Source organism: uncultured Brachyspira sp., from assembly GCF_910578695.1.
GTDB lineage: Bacteria > Spirochaetota > Brachyspiria > Brachyspirales > Brachyspiraceae > Brachyspira.
Window position 1 is genome coordinate 1 of the sequence record NZ_CAJTQJ010000028.1, and the last position, 16645, is coordinate 16645.

General features: G+C 31.4%; 28 protein-coding genes and 1 pseudogene. 4 read left to right on the top strand and 25 right to left on the bottom strand.

The window, feature by feature from the left end; all coding sequences use genetic code 11:
• The first annotated feature begins 296 nt into the window (after positions 1–296).
• The 4 genes from fabZ to QZ288_RS08220 are packed head-to-tail and all read left to right on the top strand — an operon-like array spanning position 297 to position 3552.
• Positions 297–761 carry a 3-hydroxyacyl-ACP dehydratase FabZ gene (gene fabZ / locus QZ288_RS08205; protein ID WP_295157537.1) on the top strand — a complete coding sequence of 155 codons (465 nt, stop codon included), beginning with the start codon at positions 297–299 and terminating at the stop codon, positions 759–761.
• 33 nt (positions 762–794) lie between these two features.
• Positions 795–1589, top strand: coding sequence for an acyl-ACP--UDP-N-acetylglucosamine O-acyltransferase (lpxA, locus tag QZ288_RS08210; RefSeq protein WP_295157540.1), 795 nt, complete (start codon positions 795–797; stop codon positions 1587–1589).
• A gap of 17 nt (positions 1590–1606) precedes the next feature.
• A complete protein-coding gene (gene lpxB / locus QZ288_RS08215) occupies positions 1607–2734 on the top strand; it encodes a lipid-A-disaccharide synthase (protein WP_295157543.1) in 1128 nt (375 codons plus the stop codon).
• Positions 2734–3552, top strand: coding sequence for a hypothetical protein (locus QZ288_RS08220; RefSeq protein ID WP_295157546.1), 819 nt, complete (start codon positions 2734–2736; stop codon positions 3550–3552). The genes lpxB and QZ288_RS08220 overlap by 1 nt, the downstream gene beginning before the upstream one ends.
• Positions 3553–3558: 6 nt before the next feature.
• Here QZ288_RS08220 and QZ288_RS08225 read toward each other — a convergent pair whose 3' ends face one another.
• The 25 genes and pseudogenes from QZ288_RS08225 to rplV form a co-directional block, all read right to left on the bottom strand.
• Positions 3559–4128 (bottom strand): Smr/MutS family protein, encoded by a 570-nt coding sequence (locus QZ288_RS08225; protein WP_295157549.1) that lies wholly within the window; start codon positions 4126–4128, stop codon positions 3559–3561.
• Between the two features lie 38 nt (positions 4129–4166).
• Positions 4167–5660, bottom strand: coding sequence for a transcription termination factor Rho (gene rho / locus QZ288_RS08230; protein WP_295157552.1), 1494 nt, complete (start codon positions 5658–5660; stop codon positions 4167–4169).
• Between the two features lie 119 nt (positions 5661–5779).
• Positions 5780–6166 (bottom strand): 50S ribosomal protein L17, encoded by a 387-nt coding sequence (gene rplQ / locus QZ288_RS08235; protein ID WP_295157555.1) that lies wholly within the window; start codon positions 6164–6166, stop codon positions 5780–5782.
• A gap of 32 nt (positions 6167–6198) precedes the next feature.
• On the bottom strand, positions 6199–7173 hold the full coding sequence (locus QZ288_RS08240; protein ID WP_295157558.1) for a DNA-directed RNA polymerase subunit alpha: 975 nt from the start codon (positions 7171–7173) through the stop codon (positions 6199–6201).
• Between the two features lie 30 nt (positions 7174–7203).
• A complete protein-coding gene (gene rpsD / locus QZ288_RS08245; RefSeq protein ID WP_295157561.1) occupies positions 7204–7830 on the bottom strand; it encodes a 30S ribosomal protein S4 in 627 nt (208 codons plus the stop codon).
• A gap of 30 nt (positions 7831–7860) precedes the next feature.
• Positions 7861–8229, bottom strand: coding sequence for a 30S ribosomal protein S11 (rpsK, locus tag QZ288_RS08250; protein WP_295157655.1), 369 nt, complete (start codon positions 8227–8229; stop codon positions 7861–7863).
• Positions 8230–8294: 65 nt separating this feature from the next.
• Entirely contained in the window at positions 8295–8684 is a 390-nt protein-coding gene (gene rpsM, locus QZ288_RS08255) for a 30S ribosomal protein S13 (RefSeq protein ID WP_295157564.1), read from the bottom strand.
• Between the two features lie 22 nt (positions 8685–8706).
• Complete coding sequence (gene rpmJ, locus QZ288_RS08260) at positions 8707–8823, bottom strand: 50S ribosomal protein L36 (protein ID WP_295157567.1); 117 nt, start codon at positions 8821–8823, stop codon at positions 8707–8709.
• A 24-nt stretch (positions 8824–8847) separates the two neighbouring features.
• Positions 8848–9066 carry a translation initiation factor IF-1 gene (infA, locus tag QZ288_RS08265; protein ID WP_012671636.1) on the bottom strand — a complete coding sequence of 73 codons (219 nt, stop codon included), beginning with the start codon at positions 9064–9066 and terminating at the stop codon, positions 8848–8850.
• A gap of 5 nt (positions 9067–9071) precedes the next feature.
• Positions 9072–10412, bottom strand: coding sequence for a preprotein translocase subunit SecY (gene secY / locus QZ288_RS08270; protein ID WP_295157574.1), 1341 nt, complete (start codon positions 10410–10412; stop codon positions 9072–9074).
• Positions 10413–10423: 11 nt separating this feature from the next.
• Positions 10424–10915 (bottom strand): 50S ribosomal protein L15, encoded by a 492-nt coding sequence (rplO, locus tag QZ288_RS08275; RefSeq protein WP_295157577.1) that lies wholly within the window; start codon positions 10913–10915, stop codon positions 10424–10426.
• Between the two features lie 11 nt (positions 10916–10926).
• Entirely contained in the window at positions 10927–11106 is a 180-nt protein-coding gene (rpmD, locus tag QZ288_RS08280; protein WP_295157580.1) for a 50S ribosomal protein L30, read from the bottom strand.
• Positions 11106–11588: a 30S ribosomal protein S5 gene (rpsE, locus tag QZ288_RS08285; RefSeq protein WP_295157658.1), complete on the bottom strand. Its 483-nt coding sequence runs from the start codon at positions 11586–11588 to the stop codon at positions 11106–11108. The genes rpmD and rpsE overlap by 1 nt, the downstream gene beginning before the upstream one ends.
• A gap of 47 nt (positions 11589–11635) precedes the next feature.
• On the bottom strand, positions 11636–11992 hold the full coding sequence (rplR, locus tag QZ288_RS08290) for a 50S ribosomal protein L18 (RefSeq protein WP_295157583.1): 357 nt from the start codon (positions 11990–11992) through the stop codon (positions 11636–11638).
• 10 nt (positions 11993–12002) lie between these two features.
• Positions 12003–12575 carry a 50S ribosomal protein L6 gene (gene rplF, locus QZ288_RS08295; protein ID WP_295157586.1) on the bottom strand — a complete coding sequence of 191 codons (573 nt, stop codon included), beginning with the start codon at positions 12573–12575 and terminating at the stop codon, positions 12003–12005.
• A gap of 21 nt (positions 12576–12596) precedes the next feature.
• Positions 12597–12998, bottom strand: coding sequence for a 30S ribosomal protein S8 (gene rpsH, locus QZ288_RS08300; protein WP_295157588.1), 402 nt, complete (start codon positions 12996–12998; stop codon positions 12597–12599).
• A 16-nt stretch (positions 12999–13014) separates the two neighbouring features.
• Positions 13015–13200: a type Z 30S ribosomal protein S14 gene (locus QZ288_RS08305; RefSeq protein WP_008723403.1), complete on the bottom strand. Its 186-nt coding sequence runs from the start codon at positions 13198–13200 to the stop codon at positions 13015–13017.
• Complete coding sequence (gene rplE, locus QZ288_RS08310; RefSeq protein WP_295157599.1) at positions 13200–13763, bottom strand: 50S ribosomal protein L5; 564 nt, start codon at positions 13761–13763, stop codon at positions 13200–13202. Before rplE ends, QZ288_RS08305 begins: the two co-directional genes overlap by 1 nt.
• Positions 13764–13780: 17 nt before the next feature.
• Entirely contained in the window at positions 13781–14122 is a 342-nt protein-coding gene (rplX, locus tag QZ288_RS08315) for a 50S ribosomal protein L24 (RefSeq protein WP_295157602.1), read from the bottom strand.
• Between the two features lie 2 nt (positions 14123–14124).
• The gene (gene rplN, locus QZ288_RS08320; protein ID WP_295157605.1) at positions 14125–14493 is read right to left on the bottom strand and encodes a 50S ribosomal protein L14; all 369 of its coding nucleotides are present in this window, start codon (positions 14491–14493) and stop codon (positions 14125–14127) included.
• Positions 14494–14599: 106 nt separating this feature from the next.
• A pseudogene (gene rpsQ, locus QZ288_RS08325) lies at positions 14600–14860 on the bottom strand (30S ribosomal protein S17); the annotation flags it as partial.
• 12 nt (positions 14861–14872) lie between these two features.
• Positions 14873–15076 (bottom strand): 50S ribosomal protein L29, encoded by a 204-nt coding sequence (rpmC, locus tag QZ288_RS08330; protein ID WP_295157607.1) that lies wholly within the window; start codon positions 15074–15076, stop codon positions 14873–14875.
• Positions 15076–15489 (bottom strand): 50S ribosomal protein L16, encoded by a 414-nt coding sequence (rplP, locus tag QZ288_RS08335; RefSeq protein WP_295157612.1) that lies wholly within the window; start codon positions 15487–15489, stop codon positions 15076–15078. Before rplP ends, rpmC begins: the two co-directional genes overlap by 1 nt.
• Entirely contained in the window at positions 15489–16226 is a 738-nt protein-coding gene (gene rpsC / locus QZ288_RS08340; RefSeq protein WP_295157615.1) for a 30S ribosomal protein S3, read from the bottom strand. Before rpsC ends, rplP begins: the two co-directional genes overlap by 1 nt.
• A 3-nt stretch (positions 16227–16229) precedes the next feature.
• On the bottom strand, positions 16230–16637 hold the full coding sequence (gene rplV, locus QZ288_RS08345; protein WP_295157617.1) for a 50S ribosomal protein L22: 408 nt from the start codon (positions 16635–16637) through the stop codon (positions 16230–16232).
• Positions 16638–16645: the final 8 nt, after the last annotated feature.

Sequence of the window (16645 nt, forward strand, 5' to 3'; positions counted from 1 at the left end):
AATGGCAGAGTATCAAAGCTCATAATTTTTATTAGCAATAATAAAAAAGTTTATCTCTAGCAACAATAAAAATAAACGAGCAGCTAATAAACAGAAAAGCTGGTTATTAGCAAGTCTAAAGGAGTTTTTTAGTTATATAGTACATACCCATAATTAAAGCTGTATCTTTTCTATTATAATTACTAATTTTTATTTATTTGATTTTTTAAAAGTATGCAATATATATATTTTTATACTTGCAACTTTAGTATTATATAGTATAATTTTTACGATATTTATTAAGGATTTATCTGAAAATGGAAAAAATTAATATAAATAAAATAATGGAATTATTGCCTCATAGATACCCTTTTTTACTTGTAGATAAAGTAGAGAGTATTGAAGAAGGAAAAATACATGCTGTAAAAAATGTTACTTTTAATGAACCTCAATTTACAGGACATTTTCCAGAAAGCCCTATTATGCCTGGTGTCTTGATGATAGAAGCATTAGCTCAAACTTCTGGTATATACTGCTACACTAAAATATTAAAACCTGAAGAATATGGTAAAAAATTTATGTTTTTTGCAAAGATAGATAATGTAAAGTTCAAAAACCCTGTGATACCCGGCGATGTAATGGATATGTTTGTAACAGTTGAAGCATTCAGCAATAATCTGCTTAAAACTCGCGGAGAGGTAAAGGTTAATGATAAATTAGCATGCTCTGGTAATTTAGGTTTATTTTTAGTTGATAAAGAGGCTATGAAAATAGAAAAATAATTTCTGTTTTATACAAAAAAATTTGGAAAGAAAATGACGAATAATATACATAAAACTGCTGTAATTTCTAGTTCTGCAAAAATTGCAGATAATGTAGAAATAGGTCCTTATGCTGTTATAGAAGGTGAAGTGAGCATAGGTGAAAATACTATTATTGGAGCACATTCTGTGATAAAAGAATATACTTCAATAGGAAAAAATAATATAATACATGATCATACTGTTATAGGAAATCTTCCTCAGGATATACATTTTGATAAAAAAACTATAAGTTTTCTTGAAATAGGCGATGGAAATGAGATTAGAGAATTTGCCAATTTGCATAGATCAAGTAAAGAAAACGGAAAAACTATAATAAAAAATAACTGCTATATAATGGCTACAGGACATGTTGCTCATGACTGTGAAATACATGATAATGTTATAATTTGCAATGGGGCATTAGTTGCAGGACATGTAAGAGTGGAAAAGGGAGTTTTTATATCAGGCAATTGCGTAGTACATCAATTTTGTGCTATAGGACAGTATGCCATGATAAGCGGTATGTCAGCTGTAGGCAGAGATATACTTCCATTTGCATTAACTGCTCATGCAGGAGAAGCCATTATTTATAAGCTGAATCTAGTCGGTATGAGAAGAGCTGGTTTTACATCAGAACAAATTTCTCAGGCAGAAGAGGCTTATAATATGTGGTATAATTGGAATAAAACTAAACAAGAGTTTTTAGATACATATTTAAATGATGATTCACTAAACGATATAGCTAGGAGTATCGTAGAGTTCATATCAAAGGCTAAAAGAGGTATTACTCCTAAAAAGACTGTATAATTAAAAAATATGCAATTATGAGAATATTTATAGCCACAGGCGAAGTATCTGGCGACATTCAAGGTGCCTTATTAGCAAAAAAAATAAAAGAGTTAAATCCTGAAATAATATTAGATGGTTTCGGCGGCATTGAAATGAAAAAAGCTAATGTGAATATACTATCTGATATGTCAACTTTATCAACTATAGGAATATTTGAGGGTGCCAACCCTAAAGTAGCTTTTAAAAATCTTGGTGCTTTTAACATATTAAAAGATTATTTAAAAAAGAATAAAGTAGATATTATGCTTCTTGTAGATAATCAGGGTGTAAATTTAATTTTGGCAAAATACTGTAAAGCTAATAATATAAAATATATATATTATTTTCCGCCTCATGTAGGTATATGGGGAGTTTGGAATGCTAAAAGACTTCTTTCTGCTAAAAAAATAATTACGCCTTTTCTATTTGATTATGAAGTATATAAGAAATTCGGATGTAATGTAATATACAGCGGACATCCGTTTGCTGACTTGGATTATGACAGATATGTACCGCAATTAAATATGCCTAAAAAAGAATATACTGTAGGGGTGTTATTTGGAAGCAGAAATCAGGAAATAAAAAAGCTTGCACCTGTATTTATAAAATCTATGAAAATGCTTTCTGATATGCTCTCGCAAAATATAAGATTTATAATACCTATAGCATATCCTGAATATAAAGAGCCTATTGAAAAAATTCTTAATAATTATAAAAATTTATTAGATGGCGTTTCATATAGTTTATTATGCGAAGATGATAAAGATTATGTTTATTCATATTCTGATGCTTTAATAATGTCAAGCGGCACAGCAAGCCTTTTGGCAGCCTGCTACGGTAAGCCTATGGTAATATGCTATAAAATATCTCATATAACTTTTTTACTTGGGAAAATCTTTACAAATATAAAATATGTAGGTATGCCTAATGTACTTCTAAATGAAGAAGCAGCTCCTGAACTATTACAAAATGACTGCAATCCGAATGCTATTACAAGCTATATTATTAAATATTTAACAGATAAAGAATATTACAATAAAATAAGCAGTAATTTACTTAGGGTAAGAGAGAATTTGGGCGAAAAAAATGTACTTGAACGTGTTGCAAAAGAGATTATAAATTAATGATAGATTCAAAAACTAGTATAGAAAATATAAAAAAATATATACAAAATCATAAAAAAAAAGACATTAAATTTAATATTATCTGGCTTGATGATAATTCTAAACATAAAATAAGCTTCATATTAGAAGAAATATTAAAAAAATATAATATAATTAAATATAAAAACGATTGTTTATATATAATAATGGAATTGATTTCTAATGCTGTAAAGGCTAGATATATGCATATAATTGCTGTAAAAACTTTAATAGAAAAATTTCCAGAGTTTTCAGAAAAAATAAAAAACAATGAGTATTTTGATGATTATGATATAATGAGTGAGTATTCTAATATTATAAAAGATAAAAAATATACATCTCAGCTAAAAGAATTTATAAAATTAGAAAATAAACTTATAAAAGATATTAATAATAATATTGAAATAGATAAAGATAAATATTCAAAATTATTATGCGATTATGAAATAAAAAATAAGCTGGAAATAAAATTAATAATACAATTAAATAAAAATAATATAGAATTTGACATAATAAATGATGCACCTCTTACTATGATAGGCAGAACAAGAATAGATTCTAAAAGATTAATTTTCAAAGAATACTATAATAAGAACTTAATAGAAAAATTTTTTACTGAACAATTGGATAATACAGAAAGTGCAGGATTTGGACTTGCATTATGCGATTTAAGACTTCTTAATCAGAATTTAGAGCCGTATGAACATTTAAAAATATATGATGAAAATTATAAAACACATTCAAAATTAATACTTCCTATTAAGAAACTATTTAGTTTAACATCATATAATAAATATTAATCATTATTATATATCTAAAAAAATTATTTTAGCACCGCTTCCTCCAAGATGTATAGGAGCATCAGCTGAATATTTTATATGATTTTTACCTTCGGTTGCTATATAATATTCTACTAAATTTTTTAAAACAGGTATTCTATCTCTGCTTCCGAAACCTTTTCCATGTATTATTAATACAGAGCTTATTTTATTTCTTTTGCATTCATATATAAATTTTCTAATTTCTATCAATGCTCTTTCACTTGTAAGTCCATGCAAATCAAGTTTTTCTTTTGGAACTGTATTTTTTATATTAGGCTTGAATTTAGTATTAATTTTTCTATCAGTAATAGATTTTTTATAATGATTAGTGCAATCAAGATTTTCAATTGCACTTAAAAACATTTTTCTATCTTCTTCAGTATAAGGTAATTCTTCTTTTTTATTATTACTTGTTTTTTTATCTGTTATTTCTTTTTTATTAAAAGCAGCCTGTTTTTTTGTATTTTCTTTTTTAGCCTTAAAATCATCAGGAAAATATCCATGATCCAAATAAAACTCAAATAGCTTTCTATCTTCTTCTGAGTTTTTTTCCATATTAATAAAAGCCTAAATTAACAGAAACCTAATAAAAATTATGAGTTTAATAATCTTAAAAACTCATCATTATCTCTAGTATTTTTCATCTTGGATATGATTTTTTCTATAATTTCATATTCATCAATATTAATGCCTTGTCCTTGAGCACTTCTTATTAAATTCATTTTTACAAGTTCTTCCTCATTAAGAAGCAAATCATCTCTTCTAGTAGAAGAAGAATCTATATCTATAGCAGGGAAAATTCTCTTATTAGCAAACTTTCTTTCTAAATGGAGCTCCATATTACCAGTACCTTTAAACTCTTCATAAATATAATCGTCCATTTTACTTCCTGTATCAACCAAAGCAGAGGCAATTATTGTAAGAGAACCGCCTTCCTCAATATTTCTAGCAGCACCGAAGAACTTTTTTGGTTTATGCAAAGCATTAGAATCAACACCGCCTGTTAATACTTTACCGCTTGCAGGAACTACTAAGTTATAAGCTCTTGAAAGTCTTGTAATAGAATCTAATATAATAACAACATCATGTTTATTTTCTACTAACCTTTTAGCCTTTTCTAAAACCATTTCAGAAACCTGACAATGTTTTTCAGGTAATTCATCAAAAGTAGAGGCTATAACTTCAGCCTCAGGAACCTGCCTTTTCATATCAGTAACTTCTTCAGGACGCTCATCTATAAGTAAAATAAAAAGTTTAATATTAGGATAGTTTTTACAAATGGCATTAGCAATTTCCTGAAGCATCATAGTTTTACCAGCTTTAGGGGGAGCAACTATTAAGCCTCTTTGTCCTTTACCTATAGGCGAAACTAAATTGATAATACGCGTAGAAATTTTATTAGTGGCAAACTCCAAATTAATACGCTCATTAGGAAAAATAGGAGTGAGTTTATCAAAATGAGGTCTTTTATATAAATTATTAGGCTCTTCCCCATTAACACTTTCTATTCTAAGTAATGCAAAAAATTTCTCTCCTACATTATCTTTAGGAGGTCTTACTTCTCCGCTGATAATATCGCCTGTTCTAAGCCCAAAAAGTCTAATTTGAGCAGGAGAAATATATATATCATCAGGTCCCACCAAATAATTACTATTTTTAGAACGCAAAAAACCAAAACCGTCTTGCAAAGTTTCTAAAGTACCTTCAGCAACAATCTTGCCTTCCATAGCAATTTGTGCCTTTAATATAGAATGCATAAGTTCCTGCCTTCTTATATTGTTAGTATCTTTTTTTATTCCATAACTTTCAGAAAATTCTAAAAGTTCCTCAAAAGTTAAAGCACTCAATTTACTAATATAAAGTATATCATGAGGTCTATTTATTTTTTTAATATCCTCATTATTATGAATTTCATCATTGATTAATTCTTCTTTATTTTGAGTTATTTTCTCATTATTAGCTTCAGAAATACTTACAATCTGCTTTACTGTTTTTTTTCTTACACTCTTAACCTTAACAACTTGAGGTGATTCCAATTCTTCGTTTTCACCCAAAGCTTTAACACGTTTTTTGGTTGGAAAAGCCATAAAAATCCCTCCGATAAATATTAATAATATAAATCATAGCAAATACTGCTATAAAATATATTATATTTAATATTTATCCTAATATGATTTATAAATTTGATTTAATTTTATTTTAAATTTTATTTATTTTCAGTTTTAACAAAAGTGCCGTCAGACTCGCAAAGCATCACAACACACATATCAGCGGCATCGCCAAATCTTTTATATGATAATATCTTTCTTACATAACCGCCATTTTTATTAGCATATCTAGGAGCTATATCTTTGAAAAGTTTAGCAAGTACTGCTTTATCCTTAACATATTTAGAGATGGTTCTTCTATTATGAACATTATCAACTTTAGCTCTGTATATTATTTTATCAGCCAACTGCTTTATAGCTCTTCCTTTTTCTTTAGTAGTTTCTATTTTTTCATATTTAAGAAGAGAAGTAAGCATATTAGAAAGCATAGCTTTTTTATGTGCACTTGTTCTATTAAATTTTTTTACTGTAACTCTATGTCTCATTTTACTATCCTTGAAGTTTATTAACTTTTATATTATCCTCTCATACCTAGATGAGCATTATATTCTGCTAGTTTTTCTTTGATTTCTTCAATAATCATCTCATTTGCACCCATAAGTGCCAAAAGATCAGCATCAGTTTTTACAGCTATCTTATCCAAAGTTTTCAAATCAGAAGCCATTAAAAAATTAGCTGTTCTAACAGAGAATTCAACCTCTTCAATATGTTTGCCCTTTAGCGAATCAAGTACTGAATCTTTTGGAGTTTCCTCTATTTTTTCATCATCGCCATTAGCCTCTTCAGGATCCATAAAATGCTTTAAATTTTCTCTTAAAATTCTAGCAGCCTGAGACAAAGCTTTATCAGGAGCTATATTACCTTTAGTTTCTATTTCAAGAGTAAGTTTTCCATAATCTATACGCTGCCCAACTCTTATAGGATCAACATTATATTTAACACTTACTATAGGAGAATATATCGCATCTATAGCTATAGCATTAATATCCTCTAATAATTCAATATTCATTTCAGCAGGTACATAACTATATCCGCCTTCTATTTGAATATCCATTTCAAAAGTATATCCTTCAGCTATTGTCGCTATATAATAATCAGGATTATGAACTTGGGCTTCTGTATCATCAGCAACTAAATCTCCTGCTGTAATAACACACGGACCTTCTTTTTTCATATGAATAGTTTTAGTATCCAAATGATTAGGAAGCGATACAACAACATTTTTAAGATGCATAATCATCACAATAGTGTCTTCTTTCATTCCAGGTACATTTTCAAATTCATTGCTAACACCATCTATTTTAATAGTAGTAATAGCATAACCAGGTATAGAAGATAATAGTACTCTTCTTAAAGCATTACCAACTGTTACTGCATATCCTCTCTCAAAAGGCTGAGCTATAAATTTACCATAAGTAGGAGTTAAATCCTTCTTTTCAAAAGTAACTCTATGAGGATGTCTAATAGATTCTAATATTTCTTTTAATGCCATTCTTATAATACCCCTTATAAAAGAGTTCCATTACTTAGAATAGTACTCAATGATGAGCTGTTCGTTAATAGGATACTCTATATGCTCTCTTATAGGCAAAGTTACGATTTCACCTGTTTTGCTTGAAAGATCTAAACTTAACCAAGCAGGAACATATTCGCTTTTTAAACTTTCTGCTATAGTTTTTACTTCAGTTATTGTATTGCCTCTTTCAGTAAAAGAAATTTTATCTCCGACTTTAACACAATAAGAAGGAATAGTCATTCTCTTTCCATTAACTGATATAAAACCATGAACTATAAATTGTCTAGCCTGATTTCTGCTTTTAGCAAATCCAAGTCTATAAACAACATTATCAAAACGAAGTTCTAATAATCTAAGCAAGTTTTCACCAGATACGCCTGCAACACGAATAGCTTCATGATAATAATTTCTAAATTGTTTTTCTAAAACTCCGTAAATACGTTTAACTTTTTGCTTTTCTCTCATCTGAATACCATATTCTGATAACTGCTTCATTTTTCTGTTAACAGGACCTGGTACCTCTCTTTTTTTTGTTATAGCACATTTAGCAGTAAGACATCTGTCTCCTTTTAACATAAGTTTCATTTTTTCACGGCGACATAATCTACAACTAGCATCTCTATATCTTGCCATATTATTTATCTCCTATTAATTAATACAACTTTATATTCTTCTTCTTTTTTGAGGACGGCATCCATTATGCGGCATTGGTGTAACATCCTTAATAAGCTTAACTTTCAATCCTGCAGCTTCAACAGCCCTTATAGAGCTTTCTCTTCCCATTCCAGGACCTTTAACATAAACTTCCACTTCTCTTACACCCATTTCATAAGCTTTTTTAGATGCTTTTTCGCTTGCAACCTGAGCTGCAAAAGGAGTACCCTTTTTACTGCTTTTATATTCGCCGTCTAATCCCGCACTAGCCCAAGACAAAGTGTCTCCATTTCTGTCTGTTATAGTAACTATTGTATTATTAAAGCTAGCCTTTATATGTACGATGCCAAAAGCTTCAACTTTCTTATCTCTTTTAATTTTTTTATCTTTTAAAGTTTTTTTACCTTTTTGAGTAGCCACTATTCTCCCCCATTAATTATTTTTTACTTTTTACCAGGTGCTTTTTTCTTACCTGCAATAGCTTTTCTTGCACCGCCGCCTCTTGCATTACGGGAATTGGTACGAGTACGCTGACCATGTACAGGAAGTCTTCTAATATGACGCATTCCGCGATATGAGTGAATATCTTTTAAACGTTTTATGTTATTATAAAGTTCTGTACGCAAATCACCTTCTACTTTAGTAGTGGCTTCTATAGCATCTCTTAAAGCAGTAATTTGTGCATCTGTTAAATCCTTAGCTTTAATAGAATAATCTATATTAGCCTTATCACAAATAACATGAGCAAGAGTGCGTCCTATACCGTATATATCAGTAAGGGCTATTTCTATTCTTTTATTATTTCTTATTTCAACACCCATTAAGCGTGCCATATTAATTATCTCCTTAAATTAATTACTTCTGTTTTTGTTTATGTCTTGGATTTTTCTTACATATAACTCTAATGATGCCTTTTCTTCTAACTATTTGGCAGTCATTGCAGCGTTTTTTTATAGAACTTTTTACTTTCATTGTAACTAATCTCCATTTAATTGATTACTTATAACGATAAATTATTCTGCCCTTTGTTAAATCATAGGGAGACATTTCTATAGTTACCTTATCTCCGGGAAGTATGCGGATAAAATTCATACGCATCTTACCTGATATATGAGCCAATATCTTATGACCATTTTCTAATTCTACTCTAAAAGTAGCATTTGGAAGAGGCTCTACTACAGTACCTTCAACCTCTATAGTTTCTCTTTCAGCCATATTATTTACCTTCTAACTTTAGATTTCTTCAATATGCCGTCATAATTATGCATTTGCAAATAAGACTCTATTTGTTTTAGCAGCTCTACAGCAACACTAACACTAATCATTACAGATGTACCGCCCATTAAATAAACAAGCGAATTATTTGTGCCTCTGAAAGGTGCAAATATAGGAATCTTAGACATCAAATCAGGAAACACCGCTATAGCTGCCAAAAATATTGAACCGCCTATAGTGATTCTGCTTAATACCGTTTTTAGATATTCAGCAGTTTGAGTTCCGGGTCTGTATCCGGGAATAAATCCGCCTGATTTTTTAAGATTCTCAGCTATATCATCAGGGTTAAACTGTACTGATGTATAAACATAGGCAAACATTATAACTAAAAGACAATAAAGAATTATATATGCCCAGCTGCCGTAAGAAAAGAATCTGAGCAAGGCATCAAGCCATCTCCATTGAACTCCTCTAGTTAAACTAGCTACTTGAGCAGGAATTGCCATTAAAGCAGAAGCAAATATTATAGGTATAACTCCTGAAGGGTTAATTTTGAAAGGTATATGAGTAGACTGAGCACCAAATACTTTTCTGCCTACTACCCTTTTGGCATACTGCACTGGAATCCTTCTTTGTCCGCTTTCTTCATAAACTACGCAGAATATTACTATAGCAAATATTATGAAGAAGAGAACTATAACCAAAGAATTCAAATATTCGCTTTCTCTCTTCTGTATAACATCATAAACACCGGCAGGAATACGGGCAACAATACCAGCAAAAATTATAACAGATATACCATTACCAAGGCCGCGTTCTGTGATTTGGTCACCTATCCACATCAAGAACATGGTACCGGCAGTAGCTGTTACAACCACTAATAATACAAATCCTATACCGGGATTCATAAAAATCATAGCACCTTCATTTATACTCTGAATCCAGCTAGCCATAGCTGCAGATTGTACTATACAAAGAACAAGTGTTAAATATCTAACATACTGATTTATTTTTTTACGGCCGCTTTCGCCTTCTTTCTGCATTCTTTCCAAAGACGGAATAACTACTCCTAAAAGCTGCATTATAATAGATGCAGAAATATAAGGCATAATACCCAATGCCAATACAGAAAACCTAAATAAAGCACCCCCTGAAAATAGATCCATTATAGTTAAAAGTCCTGCATTGCCTTGAGAAGAAGATAAAAAACCTAAAAGAACTGTAGGATCTATGCCTGGTGTAGGAATATGGCTTCCTATTCTATATACCAATATAGCAATTATAGTAAAAAGAATTCTGCTTCTTAGCTCTGGTACTTTAAATATATTAGTAAATGATTTTAACATTATGATTTACCTTAAGACTTTTTATCTTCTTTTTTTCTAATATATTTTTTGCGTTCATAAATTATAACTTTGCCGCCTGATTTTTCAATTTTTTCTATAGCTTTTTTGCTAGCCATATCAACTGTAATAGTAAAAGCACTTTTTACCTCGCCCATAGAAAGAAGTTTTATATAATCTCTTTTAGATGATAAAAAGCCCTGCTCAAGCAAAGTTTCTCTTGTAATCTCATTAGAACCAATAGAATCTAAATCGCCTACATTTATAATATTCACATACTTTTTAAAAGCTGCATTAGTAAATCCGCTTTTAGGAATTCTTCTATGCAAAGGCATTTGTCCGCCCTCAAAACCAGCCCTTCTGCTGTATCCGCTGCGAGATTGTGCACCTTTATCTCCTCTGCCTGCAGTACAGCCCCAGCCTGAACCCTGTCCTCTTCCTACTCTATGCCTTTTCTTGCTTGAACCTTTAGGAGCTCTCAATATTTTTGTATTTTCTTGTGCCATTTTTAAGAACCTCACTTATACTCTACTTTAAGAAGATGCGATATTTTATTTATCATTCCATTTATCTGAGGAGTTGCTTCATGCTCTACAACTCTTTTTCTCTTTTTAAACCCCAAAGCTGTAACTGTAGCTCTTTGAGATTTTTCATAACCTATAGGGGATTTTACTAATGTTAGTACAACTTTAGCCATTATTCTGCCCTCCCATAAATCTGATTTATACTGATTCCTCTTTTATTAGCCATATACTCCACTGTTTTTAAAGACTTCAAACCTTCAAAAGTAGCTTTAGCCAAGTTCATAGAGTTGTTATTACCCAATGATTTGGAAAGAATATTTTTTACTCCTGCTAATTCTAATACAGCACGTGCAGGACCTCCTGAAATAACACCTGTACCTTTGGATGCAGGCTTCATAATTATTCTGCTGCTTCTGAATACTCCTACTGTATTATGAGGTATAGTTTCGCCTTTTAAATTAACTTCTATCATATTCTTTTTAGCCTGCTCTATAGCTTTTCTAATAGCATCTGGTACTTCATTAGCCTTACCATAACCTAAGCCAACATGACCGTTTTTATCTCCTAAAACCATTAAAGCCGCAAATCTAAAACGTCTTCCTCCCTTCATAACTTTAGCTACTCTGTTTAAAGTTATTAGACGCTCTTCATACATACTTTTTTCTTCATTATTGTTTATATCGTGTGCCAAGGTCATACTCCTTAAAATTTCAATCCTGCTTCACGAACACTGTCAGCTAAGGATTTTATTTTTCCATGATATATATATCCGTTTCTATCGAATACAACTTCATTTATATTCTTTTCTTTTGCTCTAGCAGCTAATAGCTTACCCACCTCTTTGGCTACATCTATATTCTTTCCGCTTTTCAAATCTTTTTCCTGAGAAGATGCCGATACTAAAGTTATGCCTTTACTATCATCTATTATTTGAGCAGATACATATTTAAGACTTTTATAAACGGTAAGTCTTGGACGCTCTGAACTTCCTTCTATTTTTATACGAATACTTCTCTTTCTTCTTTCGCGTTGAGCTTTAATCTTTTCTCTTAAACCCATAAAAAACCCCTTACTTAGCAGCTTTTTTACTTTCTTTATATTTTACATACTCGCCTTCAAATCTGACACCTTTACCTTTATAAGGCTCAACAGGTCTTTTCTTTTTGATATTCATAGCAAGTTCGCCTACTTGTTCTTTATTATTGCCTTCTATAATGATTTTTGTATCTTTCTCTACTGTTACTTTTATATTTTCAGGTATTTTCATTTTAATATCGCTTGAAAACCCTAACTGCAATGTTATAATATCTCCTTGAACATTAGAACGATAACCAGTACCTTCCAACTGCAGAACTTTTTTATATCCGTTTGTAACGCCTTCTATCATATTAGAAATAAGTTTCCACACAAGCCCTAATTGTGCAGAATATTTAGCTCTGTTTTCTTTAATAGCTTCTTTATCAGTACTGTCAATTTTAGGAGGCTTAACCCAAAGAGAATTATTTTCAAGTTCAATTATTATATAATCAAAAAACTCTCTTGTCAACTCCCCTCTTTTACCTTTTACGATTACTTTATGTCCGTCTACTTTAACTTCAACGCCTTGAGGTATCGGTATAGGTTTATTTGCTAATCTACTCATTATTAATACCCTCTTAATTAATTACCAAACATAGCATAGAACTTCGCCGCCGACATTTTCTTTTCTAGCTTCTTTATCTGTCATAAGACCTTTGCTTGTAGATATTACAGATATTCCAAATCCATTTTTTACCTGAGGTATAGTGTCTACTGAAGTATATACTCTCAAACCCGGAGTTGATACTCTTTGAATTCCTTCTATTACCGAACTTCCCTCATAATATTTTAGATTTATTTCTATGCGGAAGAAATTTTTATCTTTTACTTCTACTTTTTTGAAGTCATTAATATACCCTTCTTTTTTCAAAATTGCAAGTATATTTTCCATTTTTGTAGAAAAAGGTATAGTAACAGCTTCTTTTTTTGCTCTACATCCATTTCTTATTATAGTTAAAGCATCTGCTATTGGATCATGTACACTCATTCATATTCTCCTTAAATTACCAACTAGACTTAGTTACGCCCGGTATCAAACCCTTATTTGCCAAATCTCTAAAACATATTCTGCACATCTTATATTGTCTTATATAAGCACGAGGTCTGCCGCATATCGGACAACGATTATATTGTCTTGTTTTATATTTTTGTTTTTTTGTAGCTTTAACTTTAAGTGCCAATCTAGCCATTATTTATTCTCCTGACTTTTAGGTGCAGCACGAAACGGCAAGCCTACTCTCTCTAATAAAGTACGAGCCATATCGTCATTATCTGCTGTTGTTACTATTGTTATATTTAAGCCTTTTACAGCATCTGTTTTATCAAAACTTATCTCTGGAAATATTGTATGTTCTTTTATTCCCAAATTATAATTGCCATTACCGTCAAAACCTTTTCTAGGAATACCCTGAAAGTCTCTTACTCTAGGCAATGCTATGAATATTAATCTCTCTAAGAAGTCATACATTCTCTCGCCTCTCAAAGTTACCCTACAGCCTATAGGCATACCCTGTCTTAATTTGAAATTGGCTATAGACTTTTTAGCTCTTGTTACAACAGCCCTCTGCCCTGCTATTCGGCTAAGTTCTTCAACAGCAGAATCAACATATTTTTTATCTGTTACAGCCTGAGTTACTCCCATATTGATTATGATTTTCTCTATTTTAGGTATAGCCATAGTAGAGATTAAATTCATATCTTTTAAAAGAGACTGTTTAATTTCTTTTTCATACCTATCTTTCAATACTGACATAATTTATTTTCTCCTACTTACTTGTCAAGAACTTCGCCTGATTTTTTGGCATATCTTTTTAATTTTCCGTCTACTTCTTTTCTTCCAACTCTAGTAGCTTTTCCAGCTTTATTAACTACCATTACATTGGATATATGTATTGAAGCTTCTTTTTCAACTATACCGCCCTTTTGATTTTCCTGACTTTTCGGCATAGTCTTTTTTATCATATTGATATTCTTTACTAAAACCCTGCCTCTTGCTCTGTCTATAGATAATACTTCGCCTCTCTCTCCGCTCTGCTCTCCAGATATTACCTCAACAGTATCGCCTTTTTTTACTTTATATTTTGTCTTACTTAAATCTTGTTTCTTTATCATAATTATATTACCTCTGGTGCAAGTGATACTATCTTCATAAATCCTCTATCTCTAAGTTCACGAGCTACAGGACCGAATATACGTTTACCACGCGGCTCTTTTTTATCATCTACTATAACAGCAGCATTCTCATCAAAACGGATATATGAACCATCTGGGCGTCTAACTTCTTTTTTCACTCTTACTATTACAGCTTTTACTACCTTACCTTTTTCTATAGAGCAAGTAGGTATTATATCAGTTACAGAACAAACAATTATATCGCCTAAAGTGGCATATCTGCGTCTGCTTCCGCCCAATACCTTAATACATTTCAGCTTTTTTACGCCTGTATTATCGGCTACATTAAGAGTACTTGGTACTTGTATCATATTCTTACTCTCCTTCAACCTGTGAAGAAACTGCTGCTTCAGAAGCATGTTTTTCACGTTTCAATACGCTTTCCACATCGCTGTCCATAGAATCTTTTTCTATACGCTCTGCTTTCTTGATTATTTTTGTTAATCTGAATTTCTTATCTTTACTAAGAGGTCTGCACTCTATTACTCTTACTAAATCACCTTCATGACATTCATTTTTTTCATCATGAGCTTTATATCTTTTATTTTTACTAATAGTTTTACCATAGAGCGGGTGTTTCTGTTTGCTTTCTACTTTTACAACTATAGTTTTATCCATTTTATCAGAAACTACAATTCCCTCAAGTACTCTTTTATATTTTTTTACTTTGCTTTCCACAGTAATACCTCACTATTTTTTTATGCCAAGTTCATACTGACGAATAAATGTCTTAACTCTAGCTATATCTTTACGGGCTTTCTTAAGCTGATGAGTCTGTCTAGCATCGCCAACCACTTTTTCAAATCTATGCTCTTGATATTCTTTTTCTAATTTTAGAAGCTCGCTTTTAAGTTCTTCTAAGCCTAATGACTTATAATCTTTATTTTTAGCCATTATACAGCCTCCCTCTTAATAAACTTTGTTTTGATAGGAAGCTTAAATCCAGCCAATCTGAAAGCTGACTGAGCTAATTCTTCAGGAACACCTGATATTTCAAATATCACTTTTCCGGGCTTAACTACAGCTACCCAATACTCAACATTACCTTTACCTTTACCCATTCTAGTTTCAGCAGGCTTTTTAGTATAAGGCTTATCTGGAAATACTTTTATCCACATTTTGCCTACTCTTTTAACATGTCTTGATATAGCAATACGTGCTGCCTCAATCTGTCTATCTGTAAGCCATACAGGCTCTAATGCCATAAGTCCATAATCTCCAAAAGTCAAATTACTGCCTCTTTTGGATTTGCCTTTCATTCTGCCTCTATGATGTTTACGATATTTCATTCTTGATGGTTGCAACATTATCTATCTCCTTTGGCACTGATAACTTTACCTGCATCATCCTGCTTATGTTCTTTCTTATCAAGAATTTCTCCCTTATATATCCACACTTTTATTCCGATAATACCGAATGTAGTAAGTGCTTCAGCAGTGCCGTAATCTATATTAGCTCTTAATGTATGTAATGGTACCGAACCATTTTTGTACTGTTCTGTTCTAGCAATATCAGCTCCTGCTAAACGGCCAGAACACATAACTTTTATACCTTTAGCACCTTTCTTCATAGCCTGAGTTATAACACTTTTCATAGCTCTTCTGAAAGCAACACGCATCTCTAATTGACGGGCTACATTCTGAGCTGCTAAATTAGCATCTAACTCTGCATCTCTAATTTCTGTAATAGAGAAATGAACTGGTTTTTTTACCATTTTCTGAACTACTGTTTTTACAGTTTCAACTCTCTGTCCTTTAGGACCTATTACAACTCCTGCTCTTGCAGTAGAGATAAAAATATTGATTCTATCTGGGAAACGCACTATTTGTATATCAGATATAGCAGGGTCAAAAGACTCTTTCTTTCCGCCTATTTTTCTCTGTTCTTCTTTTAAAGTTTTATAATAATAATTCATTATATAGCGTCTGACAGATAAATCTTCATGCAAACTATCCGCATAAGTTCTGCTATCTTCAAACCATTTACTAGACCAAGTTTTGTTAATTCCGAGTCTTAAACCTATTGGACTAACCTTTTGACCCATAGTTTATACCTCCGCTGCTTTAGGTGCCTCTTCTTTTACAGCACTCTTAACTTTAATTTTTTTCTTTTCAGGTTTTTTATCATCACTTAATACTATAGTAATATGTGAAAGTCTTTTTAATATTGGATCAGCACTTCCTCTGCTTGCTGCACGTATTCTTTTCAAAGTCGGAGCTTTATCTACATAAGCAGCTTTTACCCATAATGTATCAGGATTGATATTTCTTGATTGGAAAATAGCATTAGCTATTCCGCTTTTAATAGCCTTTCTTAGAACTACTGATGACATCTGAGGCATTGTTGTCAAATTGAATATAGCATGATTAACATACTCGCCTTTAACAAAAGGAAGAAGTCTTGCCACTTTTCTTCTGCCAATGCGTAAATAACGTACCTTTACTTTATAATCCATAGTCTAAA